The sequence below is a fragment of the Phenylobacterium sp. genome, assembly GCF_036563285.1.
Taxonomy (GTDB): domain Bacteria; phylum Pseudomonadota; class Alphaproteobacteria; order Caulobacterales; family Caulobacteraceae; genus Phenylobacterium.
The window spans coordinates 839,194-863,568 of sequence record NZ_DATCMR010000011.1 but is presented as its reverse complement, the minus strand read 5'-3'; the positions used below and the strand labels follow the sequence as shown (position 1 = coordinate 863,568).

Genomic DNA, 24,375 nt, shown 5'->3' with positions numbered 1-24,375 from the left:
TCAGGGCTCGATCGAGACCTCGGGCCAGCGGGCGCTGAGCGAGGCCGCCGTGCGGGCGAAGCCGTTGGTCGGCCGGCGTGGGTTGGGCCGCAGCCGCATGGCGAACAGGTCTTCCAGGCCGAACGGCGCCAGCACCGTCATGCGGCCATCGGCTTCCAGCCGGACGCCGACAGCGAACAGCGGGCTGACGAAGCGGCCGAGCGCCTCGGCCGTGCCGGTGAGCGGGGCGTAGGCCTCGCCGAACTTCCCCTCGAACCACAGGTGCACGCGCGCCTGGTTGCGCACCTCCACCATGTCCCTGAGCGGCGGGTCGAAGGCCTCGGCCACGCGCCGGATCACCACATCCTCGGCCTCGTAGGAGGTGTCGGAGGCGTCGAAGTAGCCCAGGTCGTAGTCCTTGATGCCGTAGTCGGGCGCGCGGCCGGTGAGGTGGTTGAGCACCGGCTGGTAGACGGCGCCCGAGAAGATCAGCCAGTCCGGCAGGTCCAGCTCACGCGCCGTCTGCAGCACCTGCATGGTGGTCGGCACGCCGCGGATGATGGTCTCCAGCCGCGCGTCCAGGTCGGAGCTCATCGGGCCTCCCTCAGCGGCCAGCCGTGGTCGAGGGGTCCGTGGCCGCGTCCGAAGCCCGGAGCGCGGGCCATCGCCTCCTGCACATAGGCCCAGGCGCGGGCCACGGCGTCGGTGAGCGGCCGGCCCTGCGCCAGACCCGCGGCGCAGGCCGAGGCCAGGGTGCAGCCGGTGCCGTGGGTGTGGCGGGTGTCGAGCCGCTCGGCCTCGAAGACCGTCTCGCCCGACGCGGTCATCAGGATGTCCGTGACCCGCTCGCCCGGCACATGGCCGCCTTTCATCAGCACCGCCCGCGCGCCCGCCCGCAGCAGCGCATCGCCGGCGCGGCGAAGGTCGTCGGCGCAGGCGATGGAGAGGCCGGTCAGCGCCTCGGCTTCCGGGGCATTGGGGGTGAGCAGGGCGGCGTGCGGGACCAGCCGCTCGCGCACCGCGGCCACGGCTTCGGCGGCCAGCAGCGCGGCCCCGCCCTTGGCGACCATGACCGGATCGATGACGGCAGGGATACTCGGGGCGCGCTCCAGGATGCGGACCACCACGTCCACGGTCGCGGCGTCGCCCAGCATGCCGGTCTTGAAGGCGTCGGCGCCGATGTCGTCGAGCACGGCGCGCGCCTGGGCCTCCACCACGTCCAGGGGGATCGGGTGGACGCCCGTGACGCCAAGTGTGTTCTGCACCGTGATGGCGGTTACCGCCGTGGCCGCGTAGCCGCCTAGGGCGGTGACGGTCTTGATGTCCGCCTGGATCCCCGCCCCGCCGCCGGAATCCGACCCGGCGATAATGAGGACTCGTCCCAGCGGCTGCATGGCGAGCCGATAGCGCGCCCCGGCGGCCTTGGCGAGGCCTGCGAAACCGGGTTCACTGCCGGCGCGATTGTTCGGGAGGCGCGCCTGTCGGTCCTGGCCTTTGACGGCGTCTCCAAGCGCTTCGGCGACTTCGTCGCGGTCGACGACCTCTCGTTCCTGGTCCCGGAGGGCGGGATCTTCGGCTTCCTGGGCGCCAACGGCGCGGGGAAGACGACCAGCCTGCGCATGGCGCTCGACATCCTGCGGCCCACCACCGGCGCCATAGAGGTGCTGGGCCAGCCGCCGGGCCGTCAGATCCGCGGGGCGATCGGCTTCCTGCCGGAGGAGCGCGGACTCTACCGGCAGATGACGGCCCTGGAGACGGTGATCTACTTCGGCCGGCTAAAGGGCATGACGGCGGGCGACGCGCGCGCCGCCGCCGAGCGGCTGATCGATCGCTTCGGCCTGGCCGCCTTCGGACGCGAGAAGGTGGAGCGGCTGTCCAAGGGAATGGCGCAGAAGGTGCAGCTGGCCGCCGCCCTGGTCACCACGCCGCGGCTGCTGATCCTCGACGAGCCCTTCTCCGGCCTCGACCCCGTGAACCAGGCGGTGCTGGAGGAGGTGGTGCTGGAGATGGCCCACTCCGGCTCGACGGTGGTCTTCTCCACCCACGTCATGCAGCACGCCGAGCGGCTCTGCGACCGGCTGCTGCTCATGGCGCGCGGCCGCAAGGTCTTCCAGGGAAACCAGGAAGAGGCGCGGGCCTGCCTGCCCTCCCGGCTCTCGCTCACCGCCCGCGCCGACCCCGGCGGACTGCCCGGCGTGGCCAGCGCCACGGCCGGGGCTGCGCATGACGGGTGGACCGACTGGGAGCTGGCGCTCGCTCCCGGCGCCGACCCAGGGCAGGTGCTGGAGGCGGCGACCTCGCAGGGCTTCGCGCTGCGCCGCTTCGAGCCCTACCGCGCCAGCCTGCACGAGGTGTTCCTGCACCTGGTCGGCGAGCATTCGGGAGCCGCCTCATGAACCCCATGCTGCTGGTCGCCGCGCGCGAGTTCCGCCAGATCGCCGCCACCCGGAGCTTCTGGCTCACCCTGCTGCTCCTGCCTCTGGCCATCGTGCTGACCCAGGTCTCGGCGCGGATGTTCAAGCCGGCGCCGGGCGTCGCCTATGTCGTGGTGGACGAGACCGGCCGCTATGCGCCGGCGATCGAGCGCCGCATCCGGCTGGAGCGACAGCGGCAGGTGCTGACCGAGCTCTCGACCTATGCGGCGCGCTGGAAGGTGCGGGCCGGCGGCGTCCACGCGCTGTGGGGCCACGGACCGCGCAGCTTCACGGAGGCAGAGGTCGCCGCGTTCGAGGCGGCCGGCGGACAGGCAGCTGCGGAGGCCGAGCTCGCGCGGCTGAAGCCTGCCGCCGCCCCGCCGTTCCGGCCGTCGCAGCCCCGCTTCGTGGCGGCCCAGGCGCCCGCCGACGTGGCCCGCGGCCAGGGGGCGGAGGCGTTCGGACGCACGCTGGGGCCGCACCTGGGCAAGGACGTGCCGACACCCAGCGGGCCGCGTCAGCTGGTGCTGGGCGTGCACATCCCCGCGGCCTTCGGCCAGTCCGGCGTCGCCGCGCAGCTCTGGACCACGGCCCGTCCCAACGCCGCCCTGATCGAGGCCGTGCGGCTGGAGCTGGACCGCAGCGTCCAGGCTGAGGCGCTGGCCGCGTCCGGGGTGGATCCCGCCACGCTGGCGCGCATCGGGGCGATCCGCGCGCCGGTGGGCCTCGCCGTCCCGCCGACCTCGGGCGGCCGCGAGCAGATGCTGATCCGCTCGGCCCTGCCCCTGGGCTTCGCCTACCTGCTGCTGATGTCGCTGATGCTCTCGGGCTCGTGGGCGCTGCAGGGTCTGGTGGAGGAGCGGTCCAACAAGCTGCTGGAGGCGGTGCTGGCCTGCGTCGCGCCGGACGACCTGCTCTACGGCAAGCTGCTGGGGGTGGTCGGCGTCGGCATGACCATGATCCTGGTCTGGATCGCCTTCGCCGTCGGCGCGGCCTTCGCGGTGCAGGGCGCAGTGGCGGACTTCCTGCGGCCGGCGCTGACCTCGATCAGCTCGCCCTGGACCATCGCGGCCCTCGTCTACTTCTTCCTCGCCGGATACGTCGCCATCTCCATGGTGTTCCTGGCCGTGGGCGTGGTCTCAAACAGCATGCGCGACGCCCAGGGCTACCTCACGCCCATCATCCTGGCGCTCACTCTCCCCTTCGTGGCGGTGATGAGCGCGGTGCTGCAGAACCCCGACGGGCCGCTGCCGCGGATCCTCTCCTGGATCCCGCCCTACACTCCCTTCGCCATGATGGCGCGGCTGGGCGGCGGGGTCTCGCCGCTGGAGGTGCTGGGGTCGGCGGTGCTGCTGGGGGTCTTCGTGGTCGTCGAGCTGCTGGTGCTCGGGAAGGTGTTCCGCGCCAACCTGCTGCAGGCCGGCCAGCCCATGAAGCTGAAGGGCCTGGGCCGACTGTTCCGCGCCCGCGAGGGCTAGCGCGCGGCTTCGATCGCGGCCCAGACGCGCAGCGCCTGCACGGTCTCGCGCACGTCGTGCACCCGCACCGCCGCCACACCGGCCGCTGCGCCCGCGAGCGCTGCGGCGATCGACCCGCCCAGCCGCTGGTCCGGCGTCCGGCCGCCCTCGTCCACGGCGCCGATAAAGCTCTTGCGGCTGGCGCCCAGCAGCACCGGGAATCCCAGCCCCACGATCCGCTCGAGACCGGCGAGCAGCGGCAGGTTGTGGCGGGTCATGTGCTTGCCGAAGCCGATGCCCGGATCGAGCCAGATCCGCTCCCGCGCCACGCCGGCGGCCATCGCCGCCTCCGCCCGGCCGGAAAGGAAACCGGCCACCTCCTCGACGACGTCATCGTAGCGCGGCTCGGCCTGCATGGTGCGGGGCTCGCCCTGCATGTGCATCAGCACCACGTCGCATCCCAGCTCGGCGGCGACGGCGAGGCTCGACGGATCGTGGCGCAGGGCGGTGACGTCGTTCCACATCGCCGCGCCGGCCTCCACCGCCGCACGCGCCACCGCGGGCTTCATGGTGTCGATGGAGATCGCGATCGCGCTCTCCGCGCGCACGCCGCGGATCAGCGGCACCACACGGCCGATCTCCTCCGCCGCGTCCACCGGCTCCGCGCCGGGCCGGGTCGATTCACCGCCCACATCCAGGATGTCGGCCCCATCGGCGATGAGCCGGCGCGCATGGGCCAGGGCGGCGCCGGCGTCGAGGTAGCGGCCGCCGTCGGAGAAGCTGTCAGGGGTGACGTTCGTCACAGCCATGACCTGCACCGTCCGGCCTCCTGGCGCGGGGAATTCGAAGGGGGTCGTCAAATGCTGGGTCAGGGAACCTGGGGCGAGGAACGCTTCTTAGCAGGCGAAGCCGAACCATATCGAGGACGATGGCTGCGGATGACCATCAATCCGCTCAGGCTCTACCGGCGGCGCAAGCGGCTCGAGCAGGACGCGCTCGAGGAGGCGCAGCTGCTGCGCCGGCGCCACGGCGCGATGGCCATGCACGCCGCGAAGGAGAAGCTGATGCGCCTGGACCTCACCGCCTGGGGCCGCAAGGTGGTCAAGCGCGCCATCGTACTGCTGCGCAAGCACGTCTGATCGAACAACCGGCCAGTCCCTGCGTTTCCACAAGCGGGGCTTTGGGTTTGGAGACCCACGATGGCCGAGATCACGGGAACCAGCGCACGCGACACGCTGACGGGCACGACGGACCGCGACACCCTTTCCGGCAGCGAAGGCTCCGACACCCTCTTCGGAGGCCCCGGCGACGACGTGCTCTACGGGCACGGCGCCAGCGACACCGACCCCGCGAACGGGATGATCGACGCGGTCAGGGTCGCCTCTGGACTTGCATCCCCGGTGTTCGCCGCTTCGCCGCCGGGCGATCCGCACCGGCTGTTCGTGGTCGAGCAGCGCGAGGGCCGCGTCCGCATCGTGGACCTGAACACCGGCACGGTGCAGGGCGACGCCTTCCTCGACCTGCCGAACTCGAGCCTCTCGGGCGGCAGCGAAGAGGGCCTGCTGGGGCTGGCCTTCCACCCGCAGTACGCCGCCAACGGCCGGTTCTTCGTCTACCTGACCAATGCCCAGGGCAACGTCGAGGTCAGGGAGTACCTGCGCGGCGACGCCGACCATGCGGATGCGGGCTCGGGCCGGGTCGTGCTGACCTTCACCCACCCGTTCTCCAACCACAACGCCGGCTGGATGGCGTTCGGTCCGGACGGGATGCTCTACATCGCCTCGGGCGACGGCGGCTCGGGCGGGGATCCGCAGAACAACGCCCAGAACCCCGATAGCCTGCTTGGCAAGATCCTCAGGATCGATGTCGACGGCGACGCCTTCCCGGGCGATCCAAACCGCAACTACGCGATTCCAGCGGGCAACCCGTTCGCCGGCGCCACGCCGGGCGCCGACGAGGTCTGGCACCTGGGCCTCCGCAATCCCTGGCGCGCCAGCTTCGACGCGGCCACCGGCGAGCTCTACATCGGCGACGTGGGCCAAGGGCAGCGCGAGGAGCTCGACTGGGCCGCCGCGGGCCAGGGCGGCCTGAACTTCGGTTGGCGGTTCAAGGAGGGCTTCCAGCCGCACAATGGAACTGCGCCGGCTGGGCTCACCGATCCCGTGCTGGACTATGACCGCACGACACCGAACTACTCCGGCGTCGCCGTCACCGGCGGCTACGTCTACCACGGCCCGGGCGGGGCCAACGGCCTCTATGTCTTCGGCGATTTCGCCACCGGCTACATCTGGACGGTGAAGGTCGTGAACGGGGTCGCGCAGGACTTCCTGAACCGCAACGGCCAGATCGTTGTGAGCGGCGGAGACCTCGACCAGATTTCGTCCTTCGCGGTCGACGGCTCGGGGCGGCTGTACGTGATCGGACTGGACGGCGACATCCACCGGCTGACGCCCCGTGCGGGAGCCGGCGACGCCAGCGACTTCATCCGAGGGGAAGCGGGCAACGACCTGATCTACGGCGGGCTCGAATTCGACGACCTGCACGGCAACATGGGCGACGACACGGTCATCGGCGGCCACGGCGGCGACTGGGTGGTGGGCGGCCAGAACAACGACAGCCTGAGCGGCGGCGACGGCGCCGACGTGGTGCTGGGCAACCTCGGCGCCGACTACCTCGACGGCGGCGTGGGCGGCGACGTCATGCGCGGCGGTCAGGCTGACGACACGCTGTTCGGCCGCGAGGGGACGGACTGGCTGGCGGGCGACCGCGGCGCCGACACCGTCACCGGCGGGAGCGGCGCGGACGTCTTCCACACGTTCGCGGAAGCCGGCATCGACCGCGTGATGGACTTCAACAGGAGCGAGGGCGACCGGGTGAACGTGCTGGCGGGGACGCAGTACACGGTCCGCCAGGAGGGCGCCGACGTGGTCATCGACATGGGCGGCGGCAACCAGATGATCCTGGTCGGCGTGCAGATCTCCCAGCTCACAGGTGACTGGATCTTCGCGTCCTGACGAAGGGCAAAGAAAAAGGGCCGCACCACCGGCGCGGCCCCTGATCCCTCCAACGTGGCGTCCGGCTAATCTTCCTTCGCCCGCCGCATGGCCGGCTGGGGCTCGGCGTCGGGGCGAGGCGAGATCGGCACCGCCACCGACGGGCCGGCCGGGCGCTTGGCCTCGGGCTCGTCGCGGTGCGGCGGCACGCCCTTCAGCACATTGATTATCTCGTCGCCGCTCAGGGTCTCGAATTCGAGCAGGGCCTTGGCCAGGGTGTGCAGGTCCTCGAGCTTCTCGGTCAGGATCCGCCGGGCCTCTTCCTCGCCGGCCTTGACCAACTTCTTGACCTCCTGGTCGATGATCTTGGCGGTCTCCTCGGAGACGTTCTGGTTGCGCGCCACGGAGTGGCCCAGGAACACCTCCTCCTGGTTCTCCCCGTACTCGACCGCGCCCAGCTTGTCGGAGAAGCCCCACTTGGTGACCATCGCCCTGGCCAGCTTGGTGGCCTGGGAGATGTCCGACGAGGCCCCGGAGGTGACCTTGTCCTTGCCAAAGATCATCTCCTCGGCGACGCGGCCGCCGAACAGGATCGCCAGGCGCGAGGTCATCTGCTCGAAGGACATCGAGAAGCGGTCCCGCTCCGGCAGCTGCATCACCATGCCCAGTGCGCGGCCACGCGGGATGATGGTGGCCTTGTGCACCGGGTCGGTGGCCGGGACGTTCAGCGCCACCAGGGCGTGGCCGCCCTCGTGGTAGGCGGTGAGCTTCTTCTCGTCGTCGGTCATGACCATGGAGCGGCGCTCGGCGCCCATCATGACCTTGTCCTTGGCGTCCTCGAAGTCGGCCATGGTGACCATGCGGCGGTTCTTGCGCGCCGCCATCAGAGCGGCCTCATTGACCAGGTTGGCCAGGTCGGCGCCGGAGAAGCCGGGCGTGCCGCGCGAGATCACCTTCACGTCCACGTCGGCGGCCAGCGGCACGTTCTTCATGTGCACGCGCAGGATGCGCTCGCGTCCGTTGATGTCGGGGTTCGGCACCACGACCTGGCGGTCGAAGCGGCCCGGGCGCAGCAGCGCCGGGTCCAGCACGTCGGGCCGGTTGGTGGCGGCGATCAGGATGATGCCTTCGTTCGCCTCGAAGCCGTCCATCTCGACCAGCAGCTGGTTGAGGGTCTGCTCGCGCTCGTCGTTGCCGCCGCCCAGGCCGGCGCCGCGGTGGCGGCCGACGGCGTCGATTTCGTCGATGAAGATGATGCAGGGGGCGTTCTTCTTGGCCTGCTCGAACATGTCGCGCACGCGGCTCGCGCCGACGCCCACGAACATCTCCACGAAGTCGGAGCCGGAGATGGTGAAGAAGGGCACGCCCGCCTCACCCGCGACGGCGCGGGCGATCAGCGTCTTGCCGGTGCCCGGAGGGCCGATCAGCAGGGCGCCCTTGGGGATCTTGCCGCCCAGGCGCTGGAACTTCTGCGGGTCCTTCAGGAAGTCGACGATCTCGGAGAGCTCCTCCTTGGCCTCGTCGACCCCGGCCACGTCCTCGAAAGTGACGCGGTTCTTGTTCTCGGTGAGCAGCCGGGCCTTGGACTTGCCGAAGCCCATGGCGCCGCGGGCGCCGCCCTGCATCTGGCGCATGAAGAAGATCCACACCCCGATCAGCAGCAGGATCGGCAGGCTCTGGATCAGGAAGCCCACGAGGGTGAACCCGCCCGCTGGCTTGACCAGGATCTCGGCGCCCTGCGCCTCGAGGCGCTTGACCAGCTCCTCGTTGTTCTGCGGGGTGATGGCCGTGTAGGTCTTGTTGCCGTTGTCCTTGATCTCGACGACGGAGCCGCGGAGCACCGCCTGCTTCACCTCGCCGGAGCTTACCTTGGTCAGGAGCTGCGAATAGGGGATCTCGGCCGCGCCGGCCGTCCGGCCGCCGCCCGTCATCATCGAATAAAGGCCGATCAGGACGACGATGATGACGCCCCAGATGACGAAATTGCGCAGGTTCATCAGGTCAGGACCGTTCGAAAGAGGCTTCCGGCTACTGCTCTAATCTAGAGAAGCGACCGACGTTCCACCAGCAACCCGGCCACCGCGCGGCGTAAGGCCTCGCCTTGACCGTAAATGCAAAGGGCCGCGCCCGGTGGCGCGGCCCTCACTAGATAGGGATCGAACCCGACTTCTTTTAGGCCCCTGGGCCCAAGCGGCCTTAGCGGCTCGGCTTCTTCGGCGCGGCGATCAGGCCTTCGCGCTGGGCGCGCTTGCGGGCCAGCTTGCGGGCCCGGCGGACGGCTTCCGCCTTCTGGCGGGCGCGCTTCTCGGAAGGCTTTTCGTAGTGCACGTGCCGCTTCATTTCGCGGAACGAGCCCTCGCGCTGCATCTTCTTCTTGAGCGCCTTGAGGGCTTGGTCGACGTTGTTGTCGCGGACGAAAATCTGAACCAGGGGTCTCTCTCCTGCGGATCGCTTCACCGCCCAGCGTCCACCCTCGGGTGGCGGCGAGCGAACAATATGAACGGGCCCGGAGGCGAGAGCCTTCGGGTTTGAGCGCGGCGAGATACCAGAAGCCACCCCGGCTGTCCACGCCGAGACGCCGCAATTCCAGGCCGCTAGGATGGTTACCATGAGCGACACCAAGGCGGACTGGGCGAGCGAGGCCGAGCAGCAGCTCCTGGAGCAGGCGCTGAGGATCGCGCCGCGCGAGGGCTGGACCTGGCGGATGGCCAGGCAGGCCGGCCGCGCCCTGGGCTTTTCCGACGGCGAGACCGAGCTGCTGATCCCCCGCGGCCCGGCGGACCTGGCCGCCCTGCTGTCGCGCCGCCACGACCAGCGCGCAATGGTGCTGCTGAAGGACGTCGACCCCGCCGCCCTGAAGATCCGCGAGCGCATCCGCCGCGCAGTGGAAGCCCGGATCGACGTCGCCGCCGCCGACGAGCCCGCCACCCGCCGCTGGGCCGGCTGGCTGGCGCTGCCGCAGAACCTGCACCTGGGCGGCAAGCTCGCCTGGGAAAGCGCCGACGTGCTCTGGCGCTGGGCCGGCGACACCGCCACGGACGAGAACCACTACACCAAGCGAGCCATCCTGGGCGGCATCCTCACCGGAGCGCTGGCCATGCGGATCGCCAACAACCGCGCCGACGCCATGGCCTTCGTCGACCGCCAGATCCAGCACGTCATGGACTTCGAGAAGTGGAAGGCCACCACCAGCTTCCGGCCGGAGCGCTGGGTCGCCGGCATCGCCCAGGCTCTCGGCAAAGCCCGCTACGGCAAGGCGGGGCCTGCTGCGGACGTGGGCGACGCACCCTGATTTCCCTCCCTTGATGGGGAGGGACAGCTTACCGATGCGGGTTCTCGAACACCGCTTCCACCGCCTCCTCGAACAGGGCGGCGATGCGGTAGGCGAGGTCCAACGAGGGGTCGTGCTTGTCGCTCTCGAGGGCGATCACCGCCTGGCGGGAGACGCCCAACCGCTTGCCGAGCTCCTCCTGGGTCCAGCCGCGGGCTGTGCGCAGCTCGCGCAGCCGGTTCTTCATGGCCGAGTCGTCCGCACGAACGGGGAGATCACCCCGAACGCCAGCCAGAACAGCGGGTAGATCATCCAGCCGGGCACATGCGGCGCGTCCGCGTAGCTCTCCCCGAAGCCCCAGGCGCAGAACAGGGCCATTGCGACGCCGGAGCCGATGATGAACCGCTTGGCGGTGAGCGAGCGGACGAACTCGTCGCTATCGCGGATCAGGGCCAGGGTCGCCCAGATCTGGCCGGCCACCGGGGCGGCGACCGCCAGCGCGAGGGCCCAGGCGCCGGGTTGCTGGATATCGTCGAAGGCCCCGGCCATGGCGGCGAGGTTGATGCTCACGTAGCCGCTCATGAACCCGGCGGTTCGGAAGAAATAGCGTCGGTGGGCGGGTCGTCATTGAACATCGAGCGCTCCTTCATGTAAGGCACACCTTACATGCGGCCGATGTCAGGTCAACCTTACATCATGCTCGCTTTGCCAGGAGGCTCAGCCAACGCTCCTGAGCCTTGTCGGGTCTGATGTCGCCCGTCACTTCCGACTCCAGCAGCGCGAGCCCGCCGACCTTCGCCAGCAGGGCTGCGGCGCCGGCTTCGTCGAGATCGGTGAAGCGGCGGTCGTCCGCTTCGCGCTCTCCGGACCCATACTTGAAGGACATGAAGAGCGCGCCGCCGGGGACCAGGGCGTCGCGCAGCCGACCTACGGCGTCGACGAGCTCTCGCCGGCCGATGTGCAGAAGGGAAGCGCACGCCCAAACACCATCGAAGGCTTCGCGCCAAGCCATCTCGTCGAAGCGCTTCACCAGCACTTGGACGCCGGCGTGGCCACTGGCCAGGGCCGCTAGCCTCGGCGCCGCCTCCGTGGCGGTAACTTGGAAGCCCATCTGCCGGAACAACCGTGCGTCGCGGCCGGAGCCGCAGCCCGCGTCCAGCACCCGGCCGCCGGGCGGCAGGAGCGCAGTGAAACGGGCGAGCTGGGGAAGGGGCGGCAGGTCCTTGGTGCGGGCGAAGAAGTCCTCGGCGTTCTCGTCGTAGAAGCCGATGCTCACAGCGGCTTGACCCGGTTGATGTGGCCCATCTTGCGGCCGGGCTTGGCTTCGCGCTTGCCGTAGAGGTGGACGCGGGTCTCCGGCTCAGCGGCGAAGCGGCGCCAGGCGAGCGCCTCCTCGCCCAGCAGGTTCAGCATCTCCACCTGGTGCGTGGGGTGGGTCGGCCCCAGCGACCAGCCGGCGACGGCGCGGATGTGCTGCTCGAACTGGTCGACCTCACAGCCGTCCATGGTCCAGTGGCCGGTGTTGTGGACCCGCGGCGCGATCTCGTTGACCAGCAGGGTCCCGTCCCTCAGCTCGAAGAGCTCGATGCCGATCACGCCGACGTATTCGAGGCCGCTCAGCACGCGCGCCGAGATCCGCTCGGCGCGGTCCTGCAGCGCCTTGGGCGCTTTCGCCGGCGCGATGGAGCGGCGCAGGATTCCCTTCTCGTGGTGGTTCTCGGCGAGCGGATAGACGGCTGTCCCGCCGTCACGGCCGCGGGCGGCGATGATCGAAAGCTCGCGGACGAAGTCGGCCCGGGCCTCGACGATCACCGGGACGGAGCCGAGCTCGGCGAAGACGCGTGCGGCGTCCGCCGCATGCTCCACCCACCGCTGGCCCTTGCCGTCGTAGCCCTCGCGGCGGGTCTTCATCAGCGCTGGCGCGCCGATCTGCGCGACCGCGGCGACGGCTGCCTCGGGCGTGTCGGCCTCCGCGAAGGCCACGGTGGGGGCGCCGTTGGCGTTGAGGAAGGTCTTCTCGGCCACCCGGTCCTGAGCGACGGCCAGCGCCTTGGGGCCCGGCGCGACCTCCACGCCGCGGGTCACGAGCCACTCCACCGACTTCGCCGGCACGTTCTCGAACTCGTAGGTGACGACGTCGGTAAGCTGCGCCAGCTCCTCGAGCGCCGCCTCGTCCTCGTAGGCGCCGACGATCAGCTTCATGGCCACGCGTCCGGCTGGGCTGTCGGCCTGGCGCTCCAGCACAGCGACGTCGAAGCCAAGCCTGGCGGCGGCCAGCGCCAGCATCCGGCCGAGCTGGCCGCCGCCGAGGATTCCGACCGTCGAGCCCGGGGCGAGCGGCAGGGCGGCCACTCAGGCGTCCTCGACCGTCTCGGCGACGCTGGCGGTCTGCTTGCGGCGGTGTTCGGCGACACGTTCGGCCAAGGCCGGATCGGACAGCGCCAGGATCTGCGCCGCCAGCAGGCCGGCGTTGCGGGCGCCCGCCTCGCCGATCGCCAGCGTGCCGACCGGAATGCCGGCGGGCATCTGGGCGATGGACAGCAGGGAATCCATGCCCTTCAGCGCCTTGCTCTCCACCGGCACGCCGAGGACGGGAAGCTCGGTCATGGAGGCGGTCATGCCCGGCAGGTGGGCGGCGCCCCCGGCGCCGGCGATGATCACCTTCACGCCGCGGGCCTTGGCGGACCTGGCGAAGTCGAACATCCGCTCCGGCGTGCGGTGGGCGGAGACGACCTTGGCCTCGTAGGCCACGCCCAGGGCCTCCAGGCTCTCGGCGGCGGCGCGCATCACGGGCCAGTCGGAGCGGCTGCCCATGATGATGGCGACGGGCGCGGACTGTGCGCTCTTTGGGGCGCTCATGTGCAGGTCATCCCCGGCGGGGCCCTGCCCCGGAAGGCGGCGGAGTATAGGCGCCCGCTTGGCGCCCGCAACCAAGCGCGAGTAGGTTCTGCGTTAACCCTTTGGCGGAGCGTGATTCTCGACGTGAAGATCACCGGAGCGCGCACGGAAGCCTTCCAGGCCATGCGCAGGCGCGACCTCGAAAAGGCCGGCGCCCAGGCGCGCGGACCGCAGAAGACCGGCGACACCGCGGCCTTCCTGGGCCTGGGGCCGGCCGACCTGACGCCGGCCGTGCAGGGCGCGATCACCACCCTGCTCTCCGAGATCGACGACCTGCGAACCGAGGTCGGCCGGCTGAAAGCCAAGCTCGCCGAGGCGGAGGGGATGGCGGACCGCGACGCCCTGGTCCCGCTGCTGAACCGTCGCGCGATGGTCCGCGAGCTGGGGCGCATCCGCACCTTCGCCCTACGTTATGGGGCGAGCGCCAGCCTGGTCTATTTCGACCTGGACGACCTGAAGAGCGTCAACGACCGCTTCGGCCACGCCGCGGGCGATACCGCGCTGAAGACGGTGGCCGAGCGGCTGGCGGCCAGCGTCCGGGAAAGCGATGTGGTCGGCCGGATGGGCGGCGACGAGTTCGCCGTCATCCTCGTGCAGGCCAACGCCCAGGTGGCGGAGGCCAAAGCCGAGACCCTGGCGAAGGCGATCGAGCGCGACCCGCTGCAGTTCGGCGACTGGTCCGCGCCCCTGCACGTCACCTACGGCGTCTGCGAGATCACCCAGGACCTGGAGCCGGAAGAGATCGTCGCCGCCGCCGATCAGGCCATGTACGCGCGGAAGCGGGCGCGGCGCGCCCCCTAGGCGATAATGTCGGGCGTCAGCATGTCCTCGAGGCGGGCGATCTCGTCCTTGAGGGCGAGCTTCTTTCGCTTCAGGCGCGCAATCAGCATCATGTCGGGAAGCGGCGAGAGCGCGAGGGCCTGGATGGCGGCGTCGAAGTCGGCGTGGTCCTGGCGCAGCTCCGTGAGCCGGGCCTGCAGGACCTCTTCCGAGGGGAATTCCTGGTCGTTCATGCGGGGCCGATCCTAACCCAGCGCCGCGGCGAGCGCAGCCAGAGCTTCGTCCGGGGCGGGCTTTCCCCAAGCCAGGGAAGCGGCCTTCAGGGCGTCGAAGGCGTGCCCTCCACCGGAGGCGGCGCCGGCCAGGCCGGCCAGGGTCTCCATCAGCACCCGCTCGGCGCGCAGCTCGGCGGCCTTCACGTCTTCGCGCAGGGCCGCGCGGGCGCCGTCGGCGACCGGCGGACGGGGCGCCTTCAACTCCCGGCGAGCGGCCCGCAGGGGGGCGAGCGCCACCGTCTCCCACACCCGCGCCGTCTCGGCGGCGCGGGCCAGCAGGGCGGGATCGCGCGCCTCGGCCCAGACGGCCCACAGCAGGTAGGAGACGTTCTGCCCGTGCTCGTCCTGCAGCCTCAGGCAGGCCTCGGGGACGCCCGGCTGGCCATAGGCGTCCAGCGCCCACTCCCAGATCGCCACTACGCCTCTTCCTTGATAGGGCCCAGGTCCTCGCCCCAGCGCTTCACGCCTTTCCAGGAGAGACCGAACAGGTCCAGCGCGCGGCCCACAGACTGGTCCACCATCTGCTCGATGGAGGCCGGCCTGGCGTAGAAGGCGGGCAGCGGCGGGGCGATCACCGCGCCCATTTCGGACAGCTTCACCATGGTGCGCAGGTGGCCCAGGTGCAGCGGCGTCTCGCGGACCATCAGCACCAGCGGCCGGCGCTCCTTCAGCGTCACGTCCGCGGCCCGCGTCAGCAGGGAGGCGGTCACCCCGGTGGCGATCTCGCTCATGGTCCGCACCGAGCAGGGCGCCACGATCATGCCGAGGGTGGGGAAGGAGCCCGAGGCGATGGAGGCGCCGATGTCGGACGCCTTGTGGCTGAAGCTCGCCTTCGACTGGACGTCGGCTACCGAAAGGCCGGTCTCCTGGGACAGCGTCAGCGCCGCGCCCTTGGAGACCACCAGATGGGTTTCCACGCCGAGCTCGCGGCAGGCGTCCAGCACCCGGAGCCCATAGACGATCCCGGACGCGCCCGAGAGGCCCACCACCAGTCTCGGCCGCTCGGATCTGCTCATCCAGAAGGTCCCCAACGCCCGGAAATGCGGCGCCGCTTCAGCACCGCCTCCGCAAACATATGTGATCTGACAGCGGGACGCAGCGGGTGTTCACTTCCCGACGTCCAAACAGCGAGGAGACATCTCGTCATGGCGCTAGATGCCCGGATCCGGGAGCTCGGATCCCGTCACCAGTCCCTTGAACAAGCCATTCAAGAAGAACTGCGACACCCTGGCCACGACGACATCAAGCTGAAGGAACTCAAGCGGCAGAAGCTCAAGCTGAAGGAACAGCTGGAAGCCCTGCGCGGCAACGTCCACTAGCTAGAGCCGCTCATCCCCGCGAAGGCGGGGACCCATGCAGAGCCGTCTACAGGCCCGAACGCCGCTTGGGCCCCCGCCTTCGCGGGGGTGAGCGGGTTTTCAATGACTAGTCGTCGGCGTGTTCCGCCTCGTCCTCATAGGCCGGGGCGGCGTCGTCGTGCAGGTCCTCGTCGGCGTCCGCATCGAGGGCGCCGGTCTCGGACGCCGGCCGCAGGGTCGGGCCTTCCGGTTCGACGATGCCCTTGCGGGCGTCTTCCTTGGCCTTCTTGTCGGCCGCCTTGCGCACCACCGCGTCCAGCTCCAACTGGGTGGAGAGGCCCAGCGTCACCGGGTCCACCGGCTTGATGTTGGCGGAGTTCCAGTGGGTGCGGTTGCGCACCTGGTCGATGGTGGCCTTGGTGGTGCCCAGCAGGCGCGCCACCTGGCTGTCCGGCACTTCCGGGTGGTTGCGCAGGAACCAGGCGATGGCGTCGGGGCGGTCCTGGCGGCGCGACACGGGCGTGTAACGCGGGGCCTTCTTCACCGGCTTCAGCAGCTCGGCGTGGCGGCTCTTCTGGGCGACCATGCGGTACTTGTCGTTCTTCTCGGCCTTGTCGAGCTCGTCGCGGGAGAGCTGGCCGTTGGCGATCGGATCGGCGCCGCGGATGTCGCGCGCCACCTCGCCGTCGGCGATGCCCTTCACCTCGAGCGGGTGCAGCCCGCAGAAGTCGGCGATCTGGTCGAAGGTCAGGGAGGTGTTGTCCACCAGCCAGACGGCGGTCGCCTTCGGCATCAGGATGTCGGTCATTTTACGGTCGTCCGGAAATGAAGGCGCCCGGCCTTTCGGCCGGGCGGTGAGGGTCGTCATATAGGCCGGATCACGGCCCAAGGGAACGAGAATCCGTCGCCTGCACCTGCGGCCTAGGTGATGATCCACCCGGGCGGGAGGCTCGACATCTGCACGCCCACCAGCACCAGACGGCCGTCGCCGGTGAGCACTACCGTGTCCGCGCCCTCCTGCTGCACCCCCCACGTCGCGCCGGGCAGGAGCTGCACGCGATCGCCCTCGGCGACGCTGAAGTCGGTCACCCGGTCGACGGCCGCCCCGTCGAAGATGTGGAAGATGTCCGCCCCCGCCCCCCCGGTCAGGGTGTCGTCGCCCCGGTCGCCGGAGATGAAGTCGGCCCCGGCCCCGCCGCGCACCACGTCGTCCTGCTGGCCCCCGCGCAGGACGTCCGCGCCCAGGCCGCCGTCGATGGTGTCGGCGCCGAGGTTGCCGAGCGCCAGGTCGTCGCCGTCCTCGCCGAACAGCAGGTCGTCGTTCTGGCCGCCCACGACCCAGTCGTCGCCTGCCCCGCCGTACGCCGTGTCATTGCCCTTGTTGCCGTGGATGTCGTCGAAGTCGGCGCCGCCGTAGATCACGTCGTCGCCGTCCTCCCCGCGCAGGAGGTCCTGGCCCGCGAAGCCCGACAGGGTGTCGTTGCCGGCGCCCGACAGCAGCCGGTTGGCAACCGCGTTGCCGTTGAGGGTGTCGGAGCCGATGCCGGTGATGGCGTTCTCGATCACGGTCCCCATGGCGACGGCGACGTTGCCGACCAGGGTGCCCACATTTGAGAAGAAGCCCTCGCGCAGGTCGACGACCTGCGAGGCGGTGTAGCCGGAGAAGTCGAAGGTGTCGTTCCCGCCGGCGTCCCAGACGGCGAACACCATGCGCGAGGCGGCCGAGGTCGCCTCGAACCACGGCCGTCCGGCATTTGAGTTGAAGCCGTAGGTGGTGTCGCCGGTGCGCGTGGTCATGTTCGCGCCGTACTCCACCTGGGCGGCGGCGATGTCGTCGAGCATGGGGGCGGCGGGGTAGGAGCCGCGGAAGTTCGCGCCGGTGTTGCCCTCGTTGAAGTAGCTCATCACCGTGTACTGGCGGCTGTCCTCGTAGTACTCGGCGCTGCCGGCGTAGGTGACCGGCCCGTCGTCGCTGGCGTCGTAGTCGCCCGGGTGGGCCAGGCCGATGGTGTGGCCGATCTCGTGAAGCAGCACCTGCTGGCCGACGGAGCCCGTCACCGGGAACGCGTTGGTGCTGATGGAGACGTTCACCCACAGGTCGCCGTCGTTGTCGGAGACGGCGGGATTGCCGGGGAAGTTGGCGAAGGCCGAGGCGCCCTTGAACCCGCTCGTGTAGCCCGCCATCAGGATCGAGGCGTTGTCGGTGTAGGCGCCCTCCCCGCTCGTGCCCGAGCCCACGCGGACGAAGGTGATCCGCGCCACGTCCGCCCAGGCCTGCAGGGCGAGCTCGGCCTGGCGGATCTGCTGCTCGTTGAAGCGCGTGAAGCCGCCGGCCTCGCCGTCGTCGTCCTTCGGCATCTGCGCGGGCGCGCTGGCCCGGAAGCCGTAGGTCACCGTGTAGGCCTGGCCTGCCAACCCTCCCCAGCCGGGCGCCGGACGCAGCTCGAGGCCGTTCTCCGTCTCCACCTGGTAGTAGCCGGTCATCTGCAGCGCGGCGCGCTCGACGGTGTAGCTGGGCTTGTCGTTGGGGCTGGGGCCGTTGCGCTGGTCGGCGTTCAGGAAGCCCTGGGCCCCGCCCCCTGCGTCGGCCGGAGCGTCCACCACCAGCACCTGTCCGCGGCATACCGGACAGGGGCAACGGCCGCTCGCTCCGCCATCCGCAGAGAGGTGCGTGTAGGCGAGCCCGGTCTCGAAGGCGGGCGCGAGGCTTTCAGCGGACATGACCGACGGAACTCTACCTTACCCAACCCCTTCAGACTCTTAGGGGATCGCCGGGCGGTCCGCAATTGCGCCCGCCGTCGCCTCAGCCCACGAAGATCCAGCCGCCGGTGAGGCTCGAGAGCTGCACGCCCTCCAGGGTCAGCTGGGCGCCGGCGCCGGTGGTGACCACCACGTCGAGGCCTGCCTGCGCCACCGTGTAGGTGGTGCCGGCGAGCAGGTTCACCCGGTCGCCTTCCGCGGCGTTGAAGTCGGTGACCCGGTCGCTTCCGGCAGCGTTGAAGAAGTGGAAGATGTCCGCCCCCGCGCCGCCGGTGAGGGTGTCGAAGCCCAGGTCGCCTGAGACCCAGTCCGCGCCGTCGCCGCCGCGGACCACGTCGTCCTGTTGGCCGCCGCGCACCACGTCGTTGCCGGAGCCGCCGTCGAGGGTGTCGGAGCCGATATTACCCAGGACCACGTCGCCGCCGTCCTCGCCGAATAGCAGGTCGTTGTCCTGGCCGCCGACCACCCAGTCCCCTTCGCCGCCGCCGCGCAGGGTGTCGTTTCCCTTGTTGCCGTGCAGGTCGTCGAACTGGCTGCCGCCCACCAGGGTGTCGGCCCCGTCGTCGCCGCGCAGGAAGTTCGAGCCTTCGCCGCCGACGATGGAGTCGCCGCCCTGGCCGCCGAAGATCGAGTTGTTCGCCGCGTTGCCGACGATGCTGTCGGCGCCGGTCCCGCCGATGGCGTTCTCGATCACCGTCTTCATGGCCACGGCCACGTTGCCCACGAGCCCGCCGACATTGGAGAAGGCGCCTTCGCGCAGGTCGATGACCTGGCTCTGGAAGAAGCCGGAGAAATCGAAGGTGTCGGTCCCGCCGGCGTCCCACACCGCGAAGATCAGCTTCGAGGCGCTGGAGGTCGCCCCGAACCACGGCCGCTCGGCATTGGAGTTGAAGCCGTAGGTGGTCGCGCCCGTGCGCGTCGTCCAGTTGATGCCGTACTCCAGCTGGGCGGCGTAGACGTCGTCCAGCAGCGGCACCGCCGAATAGGCGCCGCCGTAGTTCGCGCCGGTGTTGCGCTCGCTGAAGTAGCTCATCACCGTGTACTGGCGGCTGTCCTCGTAATACTCGGCGTCGTTGGCCCAGGTGAAGGTCGTGTCGGCGTCAGCGTTATAGGTCCCCGGGTGCGCCAGGCCGATGGCGTGGCCGATCTCGTGCACCAGGGTCTGGCCGCCGTAGTTCCCGCTCGTCGGGCTGGCGTTGTAGCCCAGCGAGGTGTTCACCCAGATGTCGCCGGCCCGCGACGAGGCGGTGGTAGAGCCGGGATAGTAGGCGAATGCCGAGGCGCCTTCCGCGCCCGAGGTGTAGTTGCCGAACAGGATCGCCGCGTTGTTGGTGTAGGCGGTCTCACCCGCGTTGCCGGAGCCTACGCGCACGAAGGTGATGTTGGCCACGTCCGCCCAGGCCCGGAGCGCCAGCTCCGCCTGATTGATCTGGGCCATGTTGAAGCGCTCGAAGCCTGCGGTGTCGTCAGGCATGGCGCCCGGCGCATCGGCCCGGAAGCCGTAGGACACCGTGAACGCGCGGCCGGCCGCGCCGCCCCAGCCCGGCTGCGGCGTCATGCCGGTGGCGGTCTGGTTGTAGCCGGTGAGTTGCAGGGCCGCGCGCTCGACGGTGAAGCTGGTCTTGCCGGAGATGAACGCGCCCTCGCGCTGGTCGGCGTTCAGATAGGCCTGCGGCTCCGGGTAGACGCTGGGGTCCTCGACCACCTGCACCTGGCCCGAGCAGACCGGGCAGCCACAGCCGCCGGGGTGCGCGCCCGAGGTGTCGTCGTAGGTTCGGACCGCAAGGTCGGAGTAAGCTTCAGTGTAAGCGGAGGTCATCGGACGGGCACCCTAAGCAACCCATCCCCTCCGTTCGCTTAAAGGGAATGGCTAATGCCCGGCAACCACCCGAGCTTGCGGCGCAATCGCGCACCCGCCCATGTGGGGAGTCTTGGATTGAACCCCGCTGCGACAGGAGGAAGCTTGGCGCTACGCCGCCTGGGCGTACGGGACGGCGCCGGTCAACGCCTTCAGGGCCTCGGCGTCGAACGGGGCCGCACTTTTGATATCGTTGTCGAAATAGGCGTAAACGTCGCGGCCCTCGGCCCGCCAGCGGGCGATGTTCTGCGCCCAGACCGCCAGCTCGTCTTCCGAGTACCGGCCGAAGTAGCGGCCGCCTGGACCGTGGCCCCGCACATAGACCCACGAAGCCGTGATCTCCCACGGCGAAGGCGCGCTGTGGTGGTCGGAGATGCACAGCGAGGCGTCGAAGTCCGCCAGGATGCGGAACACCGCCGCGTCGTACCAGGAGGGGTGCCGGAACTCGACGGTGTGGCGGCGGCCCTTCGGCAAGAGCTTCAGAAAGCCGGCCAGGCGATCGTCATTGCGCCTGAGCTGCGGCGGCAGCTGGATCAGCGCCGGGCCGTAGTGGTCCGCCAGCGGCGCCATGCGGCCGAACACCAGCGCGACGGAGTCCCCGCAGTCGTTGAGCTTCTTGTTGTGGGTGATGAACCGACTGACCTTCCAGGCGAACAGGAAGCCTTCCGGCGCCCGCGTCGCCCAGCCCTCCACCATCTTCTCCGAGGGCAGGCGGTAGAAGCTGGCGTTGATCTCGGCGGTGTCGAAACGGGTCGCGTAGTACTCCAGCCGGTCCTTGTCCTTGGTCCCCGGCGGATAGAAGGGCCCCGTCCAGTCCTTGTAGACCCAGCCCGAGCAGCCGATGCGTAGCGCGCTCATGCGGCGGAAACCCCTCCGCAGGGCCGCCGGTTGCGATCAGTCCAGCGGCACCCGGTCCAGGATACGCAGGCCGTAGCCGGCGGACGCCGGCAGCACCGTCCTGGACGACGTCAGCAGGTGGATGTCGCGCACTCCCAGGTCCAGCAGGATCTGGGCGCCGACGCCGTAGTCGCGCAGCACGTTCGCCGTCTGCGGCTGGTCCGGCTTGCCGTAGCGCTCGGAGAGCCAGTGCGGATTGGAGTCGCGGATGAACACCGCCACGCCGGCGCCCTCGTAGGCGCTGATCGCCTGCAGGGCCTTGGGCACATAGTCCCGCCGCGCCTCCACGTGGCCCAGCATGTCGGCGGCCATGTCTACGCGGTGCATGCGCACCAGGGTCGGCTTGTCGGCGCTGATCTTGCCCTTGGTCAGCACCACGTGCTCGGTCTGGTCCAGCACGTTGCGGTAGATGACCATCCGGAATCGGCCGCCGTAGGCGCTGTCGAAGGGCGTCTCCAGCACCCGCTCCACCTGCCGCTCGGTGCGGCGGCGGTAGGCGATCAGGTCGGCGATCGTGCCGATCTTCAGGCCGTGGAGCTGGGCGAAAGCGACCAGGTCCGGCAGCCGCGCCATTGACCCGTCGTCCTTCATGATCTCGCAGATCACACCCGCGGCGTTCAGGCCCGCCAGGCGGGAGATATCCACCGCGGCCTCCGTGTGGCCGGCGCGGACCAGCACGCCGCCGTCCCTGGCCACCAGCGGGAAGACGTGGCCCGGCGAGACGATGTCGTCGACGCCCTTGGTCGGGTCCACGGCCACGGCGATGGTGTGGGCCCGGTCGTGGGCGGAGATGCCGGTGGTGACGCCCTCGCGCGCCTCGATCGAGACCGTGAAGGCGGTGCCGTGGCCGGAGGCGTTCTCCACCGCCATGGGGGGCAGGCGCAGCTGGCGCGCGCGCTCGGCGGTGATGGAGAGGCAGATCAGGCCGCGGGCGTGCTTGGCCATGAAGTTGATCTGCTCGGGCGTAGCGAACTGGGCGGGAATGATGACGTCGCCCTCGTTCTCCCGGTCCTCGGCGTCCACCAGGATGTAGGGCCGCCCGTTGCGGGCGTCCTCGATGATGTCCTCAATGGGGCTGATGGCGGAGGTCACGCTGTCGTCCTCCGGCGGGCGTCCGCCCCGATCATGCCTTCCAGGGGGCGGGACGAGGTAGGGGCGCTTCATGTCGCTGCCTTCGACGCGTTCGCGCGGGATTGGGCCCGCATGATCGCGAAGTCCATCACCTGCTCGGCGACGGTGGACAGTTGCCAGGCATCCTTGGCGTCCCGGCACCCGCCCGCCTCGTCGAAGAGGTCGGTCGTCGCGTTGAGGGCAGCCCCGAACGGCGTGGGCCAGCCCCGCATGGCATGTATGATCGCGCGCACCGCCATCAAAGTGGTCCCCGCCGCCTGCCAGCCGTCGGCGGTGACGATGATCCCCACCGGCTTGCCCTGGAAGTAGGGCTCGGCGTCGCCGCGGGTCAGCTCCAGGGTGTCGAGGGCGTTCTTCACCAGCCCTGACAGCGAGCCGTGGTAGCCGGGGCTCGCCACGATGACGCCGTCGGCGCCGCGCACCGCATCGGCGAAGGCCTGCTGCGCCTCGCTGACCTCGCCGCCGACCCGCGGGTCGAACAGGGGCAGGCCGGCCAGCGCCTCGCCGCCAACCAGCCGGGTCTCCGCGCCGCGCGCTTCGGCCGTCCGCAGGGCGCAAGCCAGCGCCTTCTCCGTCGAGGAACCCGCCCGGTTCGCGCCGCCGAGACCGAGGATGAGGGGGGCGCGGCTCAAGCCTCTTCCTTCTCGAACACCTTCTTCAGTTCGGTCTTCATGATCTTGCCGTTGGCGTTGCGGGGCAGGGTCTCGGGCCAGAAGCAGACCCTCACCGGCACCTTGAAGCCCGCCAGCCGCTCGCGCACGAAGGCCCGGAGCTCCTGCTCGGTGGCGGTCCCGCCAGGCTTCAGGTGCACCACCGCGGCGGGCTCCTCGCCCAGGGTCTTGTGCGGAATGCCCACCAGCGCCGCGTCCATCACGTCCGGGTGGTCGTAGAGCACGTTCTCGACTTCCACGCAGTAGATGTTCTCGCCGCCGCGGATCAGCATGTCCTTGGCCCGGTCGATGATGAACAGGAAGCCTTCCTCGTCGATGCGCGCCAGGTCGCCGGTGCGCAGCCAGCCGTCCACGAAGGTCTCCGCAGTGGCCTCCGGCTTGTTCCAGTAGCCCTTCACCACCTGCGGGCCCTTGCACCACAGCTCGCCCACGGCGCCCGGCGGCAGCACCGTCACGCCGTCGGCCGGGTCGCGGATCTGCATCTCGCCGACCGGCGCCGCGGGGCCGGCGCTGTCCGGCCGGTTCTCGTAGTCGCGGCCGAGGTGGGAGGTGAAGGTGGCGGTGGTCTCCGTCATCCCCCAGCCGTTGCCGGGCTGGGAGGCCGGGAAGACCTCCTTGATCTTGCGCACCAGCTCCGGCGCCGAGGGCGCGCCGCCGTAGGTCACCGCCTGCAGGCTGGAGAGGTCGTACTTCGGCCGGTCCGGGTGCTCGATCAGCTGCCAGGCGATGGTCGGCACGCCGCCGGTGGCGTTGACCTTCTCCCGCTCGATCAGCTGCATGGCCTGCACGGTCTCCCAGCGGCGCATCAGCACGATCTTCCCGCCGGCGTTCATGGTCGGGCCAAGCGTGGCCGAGAGGCCGGTGGCGTGGAACAGCGGCACCACCAGCAAAGTGACCCGCTGCGGCAGCTTGTGGGGGTCGCTCTCCGGCAGGGGCTCGCCAGCCCGCAGGAAGTTGCGCGCCGCCGAGATGCCGCCGGCGCCGATGTTCGAGGTCATGTTGCGGTGGGTGCCGAGCGCGCCCTTGGGCTTTCCGGTGGTGCCCGAGGTGTAGAGGATGGTGGCGTCGTCCTCGGGGTCCAGCGGGACGTCCGGGAGGGGCTGGTCCGGAAGCTCGCCCCAGCGGTTCACGGCGCCGATGACGTCCTCCAGCCGCCCGACGCGCGGGTCGGCAGGCTCGTCCTTCAGGCGCGAGACATAGACGCGCCGCAGGTCCGGCAAACCGTCCAGGTGCTCGGCGATGCGGTCCAGCCGCTCGTCGTCGACGATGGCGACCTTCGCGCCGGAGTCGGCCAGGCCGTACTGCAGCTCGGGGCCGGTCCACCAGGCGTTCAGCGGTGTCACGATGGCGCCCACCAGGATCCCGGCGAAGAAGGCGACCGGCCATTCGGGCAGGTTGCGCATGATCACCGCCACCCGGTCGCCCTTTCGGACCCCGTCGGCCTCTAGCTGTTGGGCTAGGGCCAGGGTGGCGCGCGCGAAGGCCTCGTAGGTGGCGCGGTCGTCCTCGTAGACCAGGAACTCGCGGTCGAAGGCCCGCGCGTTGAGGAACACGTCGCGCAGGGTCGGCGGGGCGTTCTTCCAGACCTTGGTCGGGATTCCGCGGATCACCTTCTCCTCGATCTCGAGGCGGGAGCCCGGGGCGGTCAGGCGCGCATGCGCATCCGCGATGGACATGACGGGCCAGGTGTCGG

Annotated in this window: 27 protein-coding genes; 7 read left to right on the top strand and 20 right to left on the bottom strand. The window is 70.2% G+C overall.

Going from position 1 to position 24,375, the window contains the following annotated elements; translation table 11 throughout:
- Together VIL76_RS15045 and thiD are read right to left on the bottom strand one after the other, a co-directional pair.
- Positions 1 to 573 carry a nucleotidyltransferase family protein gene (locus VIL76_RS15045; RefSeq protein ID WP_332045844.1) on the bottom strand — a complete coding sequence of 191 codons (573 nt, stop codon included), beginning with the start codon at positions 571 to 573 and terminating at the stop codon, positions 1 to 3.
- Complete coding sequence (thiD, locus tag VIL76_RS15040; RefSeq protein WP_332045843.1) at positions 570 to 1,373, bottom strand: bifunctional hydroxymethylpyrimidine kinase/phosphomethylpyrimidine kinase; 804 nt, start codon at positions 1,371 to 1,373, stop codon at positions 570 to 572. The genes VIL76_RS15045 and thiD overlap by 4 nt, the downstream gene beginning before the upstream one ends.
- Positions 1,374 to 1,439: 66 nt before the next feature.
- On the opposite strand from thiD, the gene VIL76_RS15035 reads away from it, so the two are divergent.
- Positions 1,440 to 2,375, top strand: a complete 936-nt coding sequence (locus VIL76_RS15035; protein ID WP_332046511.1) for an ABC transporter ATP-binding protein — start codon at positions 1,440 to 1,442, stop codon at positions 2,373 to 2,375.
- Complete coding sequence (locus VIL76_RS15030; RefSeq protein ID WP_332045842.1) at positions 2,372 to 3,871, top strand: ABC transporter permease; 1,500 nt, start codon at positions 2,372 to 2,374, stop codon at positions 3,869 to 3,871. The genes VIL76_RS15035 and VIL76_RS15030 overlap by 4 nt, the downstream gene beginning before the upstream one ends.
- On the opposite strand, the gene folP is transcribed toward VIL76_RS15030, so the two are convergent.
- On the bottom strand, positions 3,868 to 4,659 hold the full coding sequence (gene folP, locus VIL76_RS15025; protein WP_332045841.1) for a dihydropteroate synthase: 792 nt from the start codon (positions 4,657 to 4,659) through the stop codon (positions 3,868 to 3,870). The genes VIL76_RS15030 and folP overlap by 4 nt on opposite strands.
- A 129-nt stretch (positions 4,660 to 4,788) precedes the next feature.
- On the opposite strand from folP, the gene VIL76_RS15020 reads away from it, so the two are divergent.
- Complete coding sequence (locus VIL76_RS15020; RefSeq protein WP_332045840.1) at positions 4,789 to 4,989, top strand: hypothetical protein; 201 nt, start codon at positions 4,789 to 4,791, stop codon at positions 4,987 to 4,989.
- Between the two features lie 60 nt (positions 4,990 to 5,049).
- Positions 5,050 to 6,864 carry a PQQ-dependent sugar dehydrogenase gene (locus tag VIL76_RS15015; RefSeq protein WP_332045839.1) on the top strand — a complete coding sequence of 605 codons (1,815 nt, stop codon included), beginning with the start codon at positions 5,050 to 5,052 and terminating at the stop codon, positions 6,862 to 6,864.
- Positions 6,865 to 6,929: 65 nt separating this feature from the next.
- On the opposite strand, the gene ftsH is transcribed toward VIL76_RS15015, so the two are convergent.
- Positions 6,930 to 8,840 (bottom strand): ATP-dependent zinc metalloprotease FtsH, encoded by a 1,911-nt coding sequence (ftsH, locus tag VIL76_RS15010; RefSeq protein WP_332045838.1) that lies wholly within the window; start codon positions 8,838 to 8,840, stop codon positions 6,930 to 6,932.
- 199 nt (positions 8,841 to 9,039) lie between these two features.
- Positions 9,040 to 9,273 carry a 30S ribosomal protein S21 gene (gene rpsU, locus VIL76_RS15005; protein ID WP_111275467.1) on the bottom strand — a complete coding sequence of 78 codons (234 nt, stop codon included), beginning with the start codon at positions 9,271 to 9,273 and terminating at the stop codon, positions 9,040 to 9,042.
- A 178-nt stretch (positions 9,274 to 9,451) separates the two neighbouring features.
- Between rpsU and VIL76_RS15000 the strand changes: the two genes are divergently transcribed.
- A complete protein-coding gene (locus VIL76_RS15000) occupies positions 9,452 to 10,135 on the top strand; it encodes a COQ9 family protein (protein ID WP_332045837.1) in 684 nt (227 codons plus the stop codon).
- A gap of 28 nt (positions 10,136 to 10,163) precedes the next feature.
- Here the strand turns inward: VIL76_RS15000 and VIL76_RS14995 are convergent, their stop codons facing one another.
- From VIL76_RS14995 to purE, 5 genes are all read right to left on the bottom strand, one after another.
- Entirely contained in the window at positions 10,164 to 10,361 is a 198-nt protein-coding gene (locus tag VIL76_RS14995; RefSeq protein WP_332045836.1) for a helix-turn-helix transcriptional regulator, read from the bottom strand.
- Entirely contained in the window at positions 10,358 to 10,696 is a 339-nt protein-coding gene (locus VIL76_RS14990) for a hypothetical protein (protein WP_332045835.1), read from the bottom strand. Before VIL76_RS14990 ends, VIL76_RS14995 begins: the two co-directional genes overlap by 4 nt.
- A gap of 112 nt (positions 10,697 to 10,808) precedes the next feature.
- Entirely contained in the window at positions 10,809 to 11,390 is a 582-nt protein-coding gene (locus VIL76_RS14985) for a class I SAM-dependent methyltransferase (RefSeq protein ID WP_332045834.1), read from the bottom strand.
- On the bottom strand, positions 11,387 to 12,466 hold the full coding sequence (locus VIL76_RS14980) for a 5-(carboxyamino)imidazole ribonucleotide synthase (RefSeq protein WP_332045833.1): 1,080 nt from the start codon (positions 12,464 to 12,466) through the stop codon (positions 11,387 to 11,389). The genes VIL76_RS14985 and VIL76_RS14980 overlap by 4 nt, the downstream gene beginning before the upstream one ends.
- Positions 12,467 to 12,973: a 5-(carboxyamino)imidazole ribonucleotide mutase gene (gene purE / locus VIL76_RS14975; protein ID WP_332045832.1), complete on the bottom strand. Its 507-nt coding sequence runs from the start codon at positions 12,971 to 12,973 to the stop codon at positions 12,467 to 12,469.
- 123 nt (positions 12,974 to 13,096) lie between these two features.
- Between purE and VIL76_RS14970 the strand changes: the two genes are divergently transcribed.
- Entirely contained in the window at positions 13,097 to 13,813 is a 717-nt protein-coding gene (locus VIL76_RS14970; protein ID WP_332045831.1) for a GGDEF domain-containing protein, read from the top strand.
- Here VIL76_RS14970 and VIL76_RS14965 read toward each other — a convergent pair.
- From VIL76_RS14965 to VIL76_RS14955, 3 genes are read right to left on the bottom strand one after another with little or no spacing between them, the layout of a single operon-like run.
- Positions 13,810 to 14,025: a YdcH family protein gene (locus VIL76_RS14965; RefSeq protein ID WP_332045830.1), complete on the bottom strand. Its 216-nt coding sequence runs from the start codon at positions 14,023 to 14,025 to the stop codon at positions 13,810 to 13,812. The two genes, VIL76_RS14970 and VIL76_RS14965, sit on opposite strands and share 4 nt — an antisense overlap.
- A gap of 12 nt (positions 14,026 to 14,037) precedes the next feature.
- Positions 14,038 to 14,484, bottom strand: a complete 447-nt coding sequence (locus tag VIL76_RS14960) for a TIGR02444 family protein (RefSeq protein ID WP_332045829.1) — start codon at positions 14,482 to 14,484, stop codon at positions 14,038 to 14,040.
- A complete protein-coding gene (locus VIL76_RS14955) occupies positions 14,484 to 15,083 on the bottom strand; it encodes a UbiX family flavin prenyltransferase (protein ID WP_332045828.1) in 600 nt (199 codons plus the stop codon). The genes VIL76_RS14960 and VIL76_RS14955 overlap by 1 nt, the downstream gene beginning before the upstream one ends.
- 129 nt (positions 15,084 to 15,212) lie before the next feature.
- Between VIL76_RS14955 and VIL76_RS14950 the strand changes: the two genes are divergently transcribed.
- Positions 15,213 to 15,386 (top strand): YdcH family protein, encoded by a 174-nt coding sequence (locus VIL76_RS14950; RefSeq protein ID WP_332045827.1) that lies wholly within the window; start codon positions 15,213 to 15,215, stop codon positions 15,384 to 15,386.
- A gap of 106 nt (positions 15,387 to 15,492) precedes the next feature.
- On the opposite strand, the gene VIL76_RS14945 is transcribed toward VIL76_RS14950, so the two are convergent.
- From VIL76_RS14945 to VIL76_RS14915, 7 genes are all read right to left on the bottom strand, one after another.
- A complete protein-coding gene (locus VIL76_RS14945) occupies positions 15,493 to 16,173 on the bottom strand; it encodes a DUF1013 domain-containing protein (protein ID WP_332045826.1) in 681 nt (226 codons plus the stop codon).
- Between the two features lie 113 nt (positions 16,174 to 16,286).
- Complete coding sequence (locus VIL76_RS14940; RefSeq protein ID WP_332045825.1) at positions 16,287 to 18,086, bottom strand: M10 family metallopeptidase C-terminal domain-containing protein; 1,800 nt, start codon at positions 18,084 to 18,086, stop codon at positions 16,287 to 16,289.
- An 82-nt stretch (positions 18,087 to 18,168) separates the two neighbouring features.
- Positions 18,169 to 19,944 carry a M10 family metallopeptidase C-terminal domain-containing protein gene (locus VIL76_RS14935; RefSeq protein WP_332045824.1) on the bottom strand — a complete coding sequence of 592 codons (1,776 nt, stop codon included), beginning with the start codon at positions 19,942 to 19,944 and terminating at the stop codon, positions 18,169 to 18,171.
- 150 nt (positions 19,945 to 20,094) lie between these two features.
- Entirely contained in the window at positions 20,095 to 20,841 is a 747-nt protein-coding gene (locus VIL76_RS14930; protein ID WP_332045823.1) for a DUF72 domain-containing protein, read from the bottom strand.
- A gap of 36 nt (positions 20,842 to 20,877) precedes the next feature.
- Positions 20,878 to 22,044 carry a 3,4-dihydroxy-2-butanone-4-phosphate synthase gene (gene ribB / locus VIL76_RS14925; RefSeq protein WP_332045822.1) on the bottom strand — a complete coding sequence of 389 codons (1,167 nt, stop codon included), beginning with the start codon at positions 22,042 to 22,044 and terminating at the stop codon, positions 20,878 to 20,880.
- Positions 22,041 to 22,643 (bottom strand): NAD(P)H-dependent oxidoreductase, encoded by a 603-nt coding sequence (locus tag VIL76_RS14920; protein ID WP_332045821.1) that lies wholly within the window; start codon positions 22,641 to 22,643, stop codon positions 22,041 to 22,043. The genes ribB and VIL76_RS14920 overlap by 4 nt, the downstream gene beginning before the upstream one ends.
- Positions 22,640 to 24,358 (bottom strand): class I adenylate-forming enzyme family protein, encoded by a 1,719-nt coding sequence (locus tag VIL76_RS14915; protein ID WP_332046510.1) that lies wholly within the window; start codon positions 24,356 to 24,358, stop codon positions 22,640 to 22,642. Before VIL76_RS14915 ends, VIL76_RS14920 begins: the two co-directional genes overlap by 4 nt.
- Between the last annotated feature and the right edge of the window lie 17 nt (positions 24,359 to 24,375).

Coding starts and splice junctions, on each gene's coding strand:
- VIL76_RS15045 (WP_332045844.1), bottom strand. CDS start 573: ATGAGCTCCGACCTGGACGCGCGGCTGGAGACCATCATCCGCGGCGTG.
- thiD (WP_332045843.1), bottom strand. CDS start 1,373: ATGCAGCCGCTGGGACGAGTCCTCATTATCGCCGGGTCGGATTCCGGC.
- VIL76_RS15030 (WP_332045842.1), top strand. CDS start 2,372: ATGAACCCCATGCTGCTGGTCGCCGCGCGCGAGTTCCGCCAGATCGCC.
- folP (WP_332045841.1), bottom strand. CDS start 4,659: ATGGCTGTGACGAACGTCACCCCTGACAGCTTCTCCGACGGCGGCCGC.
- VIL76_RS15020 (WP_332045840.1), top strand. CDS start 4,789: ATGACCATCAATCCGCTCAGGCTCTACCGGCGGCGCAAGCGGCTCGAG.
- VIL76_RS15015 (WP_332045839.1), top strand. CDS start 5,050: ATGGCCGAGATCACGGGAACCAGCGCACGCGACACGCTGACGGGCACG.
- ftsH (WP_332045838.1), bottom strand. CDS start 8,840: ATGAACCTGCGCAATTTCGTCATCTGGGGCGTCATCATCGTCGTCCTG.
- VIL76_RS15000 (WP_332045837.1), top strand. CDS start 9,452: ATGAGCGACACCAAGGCGGACTGGGCGAGCGAGGCCGAGCAGCAGCTC.
- VIL76_RS14995 (WP_332045836.1), bottom strand. CDS start 10,361: ATGAAGAACCGGCTGCGCGAGCTGCGCACAGCCCGCGGCTGGACCCAG.
- VIL76_RS14990 (WP_332045835.1), bottom strand. CDS start 10,696: ATGAGCGGCTACGTGAGCATCAACCTCGCCGCCATGGCCGGGGCCTTC.
- purE (WP_332045832.1), bottom strand. CDS start 12,973: ATGAGCGCCCCAAAGAGCGCACAGTCCGCGCCCGTCGCCATCATCATG.
- VIL76_RS14965 (WP_332045830.1), bottom strand. CDS start 14,025: ATGAACGACCAGGAATTCCCCTCGGAAGAGGTCCTGCAGGCCCGGCTC.
- VIL76_RS14955 (WP_332045828.1), bottom strand. CDS start 15,083: ATGAGCAGATCCGAGCGGCCGAGACTGGTGGTGGGCCTCTCGGGCGCG.
- VIL76_RS14950 (WP_332045827.1), top strand. CDS start 15,213: ATGGCGCTAGATGCCCGGATCCGGGAGCTCGGATCCCGTCACCAGTCC.
- VIL76_RS14945 (WP_332045826.1), bottom strand. CDS start 16,173: ATGACCGACATCCTGATGCCGAAGGCGACCGCCGTCTGGCTGGTGGAC.
- VIL76_RS14940 (WP_332045825.1), bottom strand. CDS start 18,086: ATGTCCGCTGAAAGCCTCGCGCCCGCCTTCGAGACCGGGCTCGCCTAC.
- VIL76_RS14935 (WP_332045824.1), bottom strand. CDS start 19,944: ATGACCTCCGCTTACACTGAAGCTTACTCCGACCTTGCGGTCCGAACC.
- VIL76_RS14930 (WP_332045823.1), bottom strand. CDS start 20,841: ATGAGCGCGCTACGCATCGGCTGCTCGGGCTGGGTCTACAAGGACTGG.
- ribB (WP_332045822.1), bottom strand. CDS start 22,044: ATGAAGCGCCCCTACCTCGTCCCGCCCCCTGGAAGGCATGATCGGGGC.
- VIL76_RS14915 (WP_332046510.1), bottom strand. CDS start 24,358: ATGTCCATCGCGGATGCGCATGCGCGCCTGACCGCCCCGGGCTCCCGC.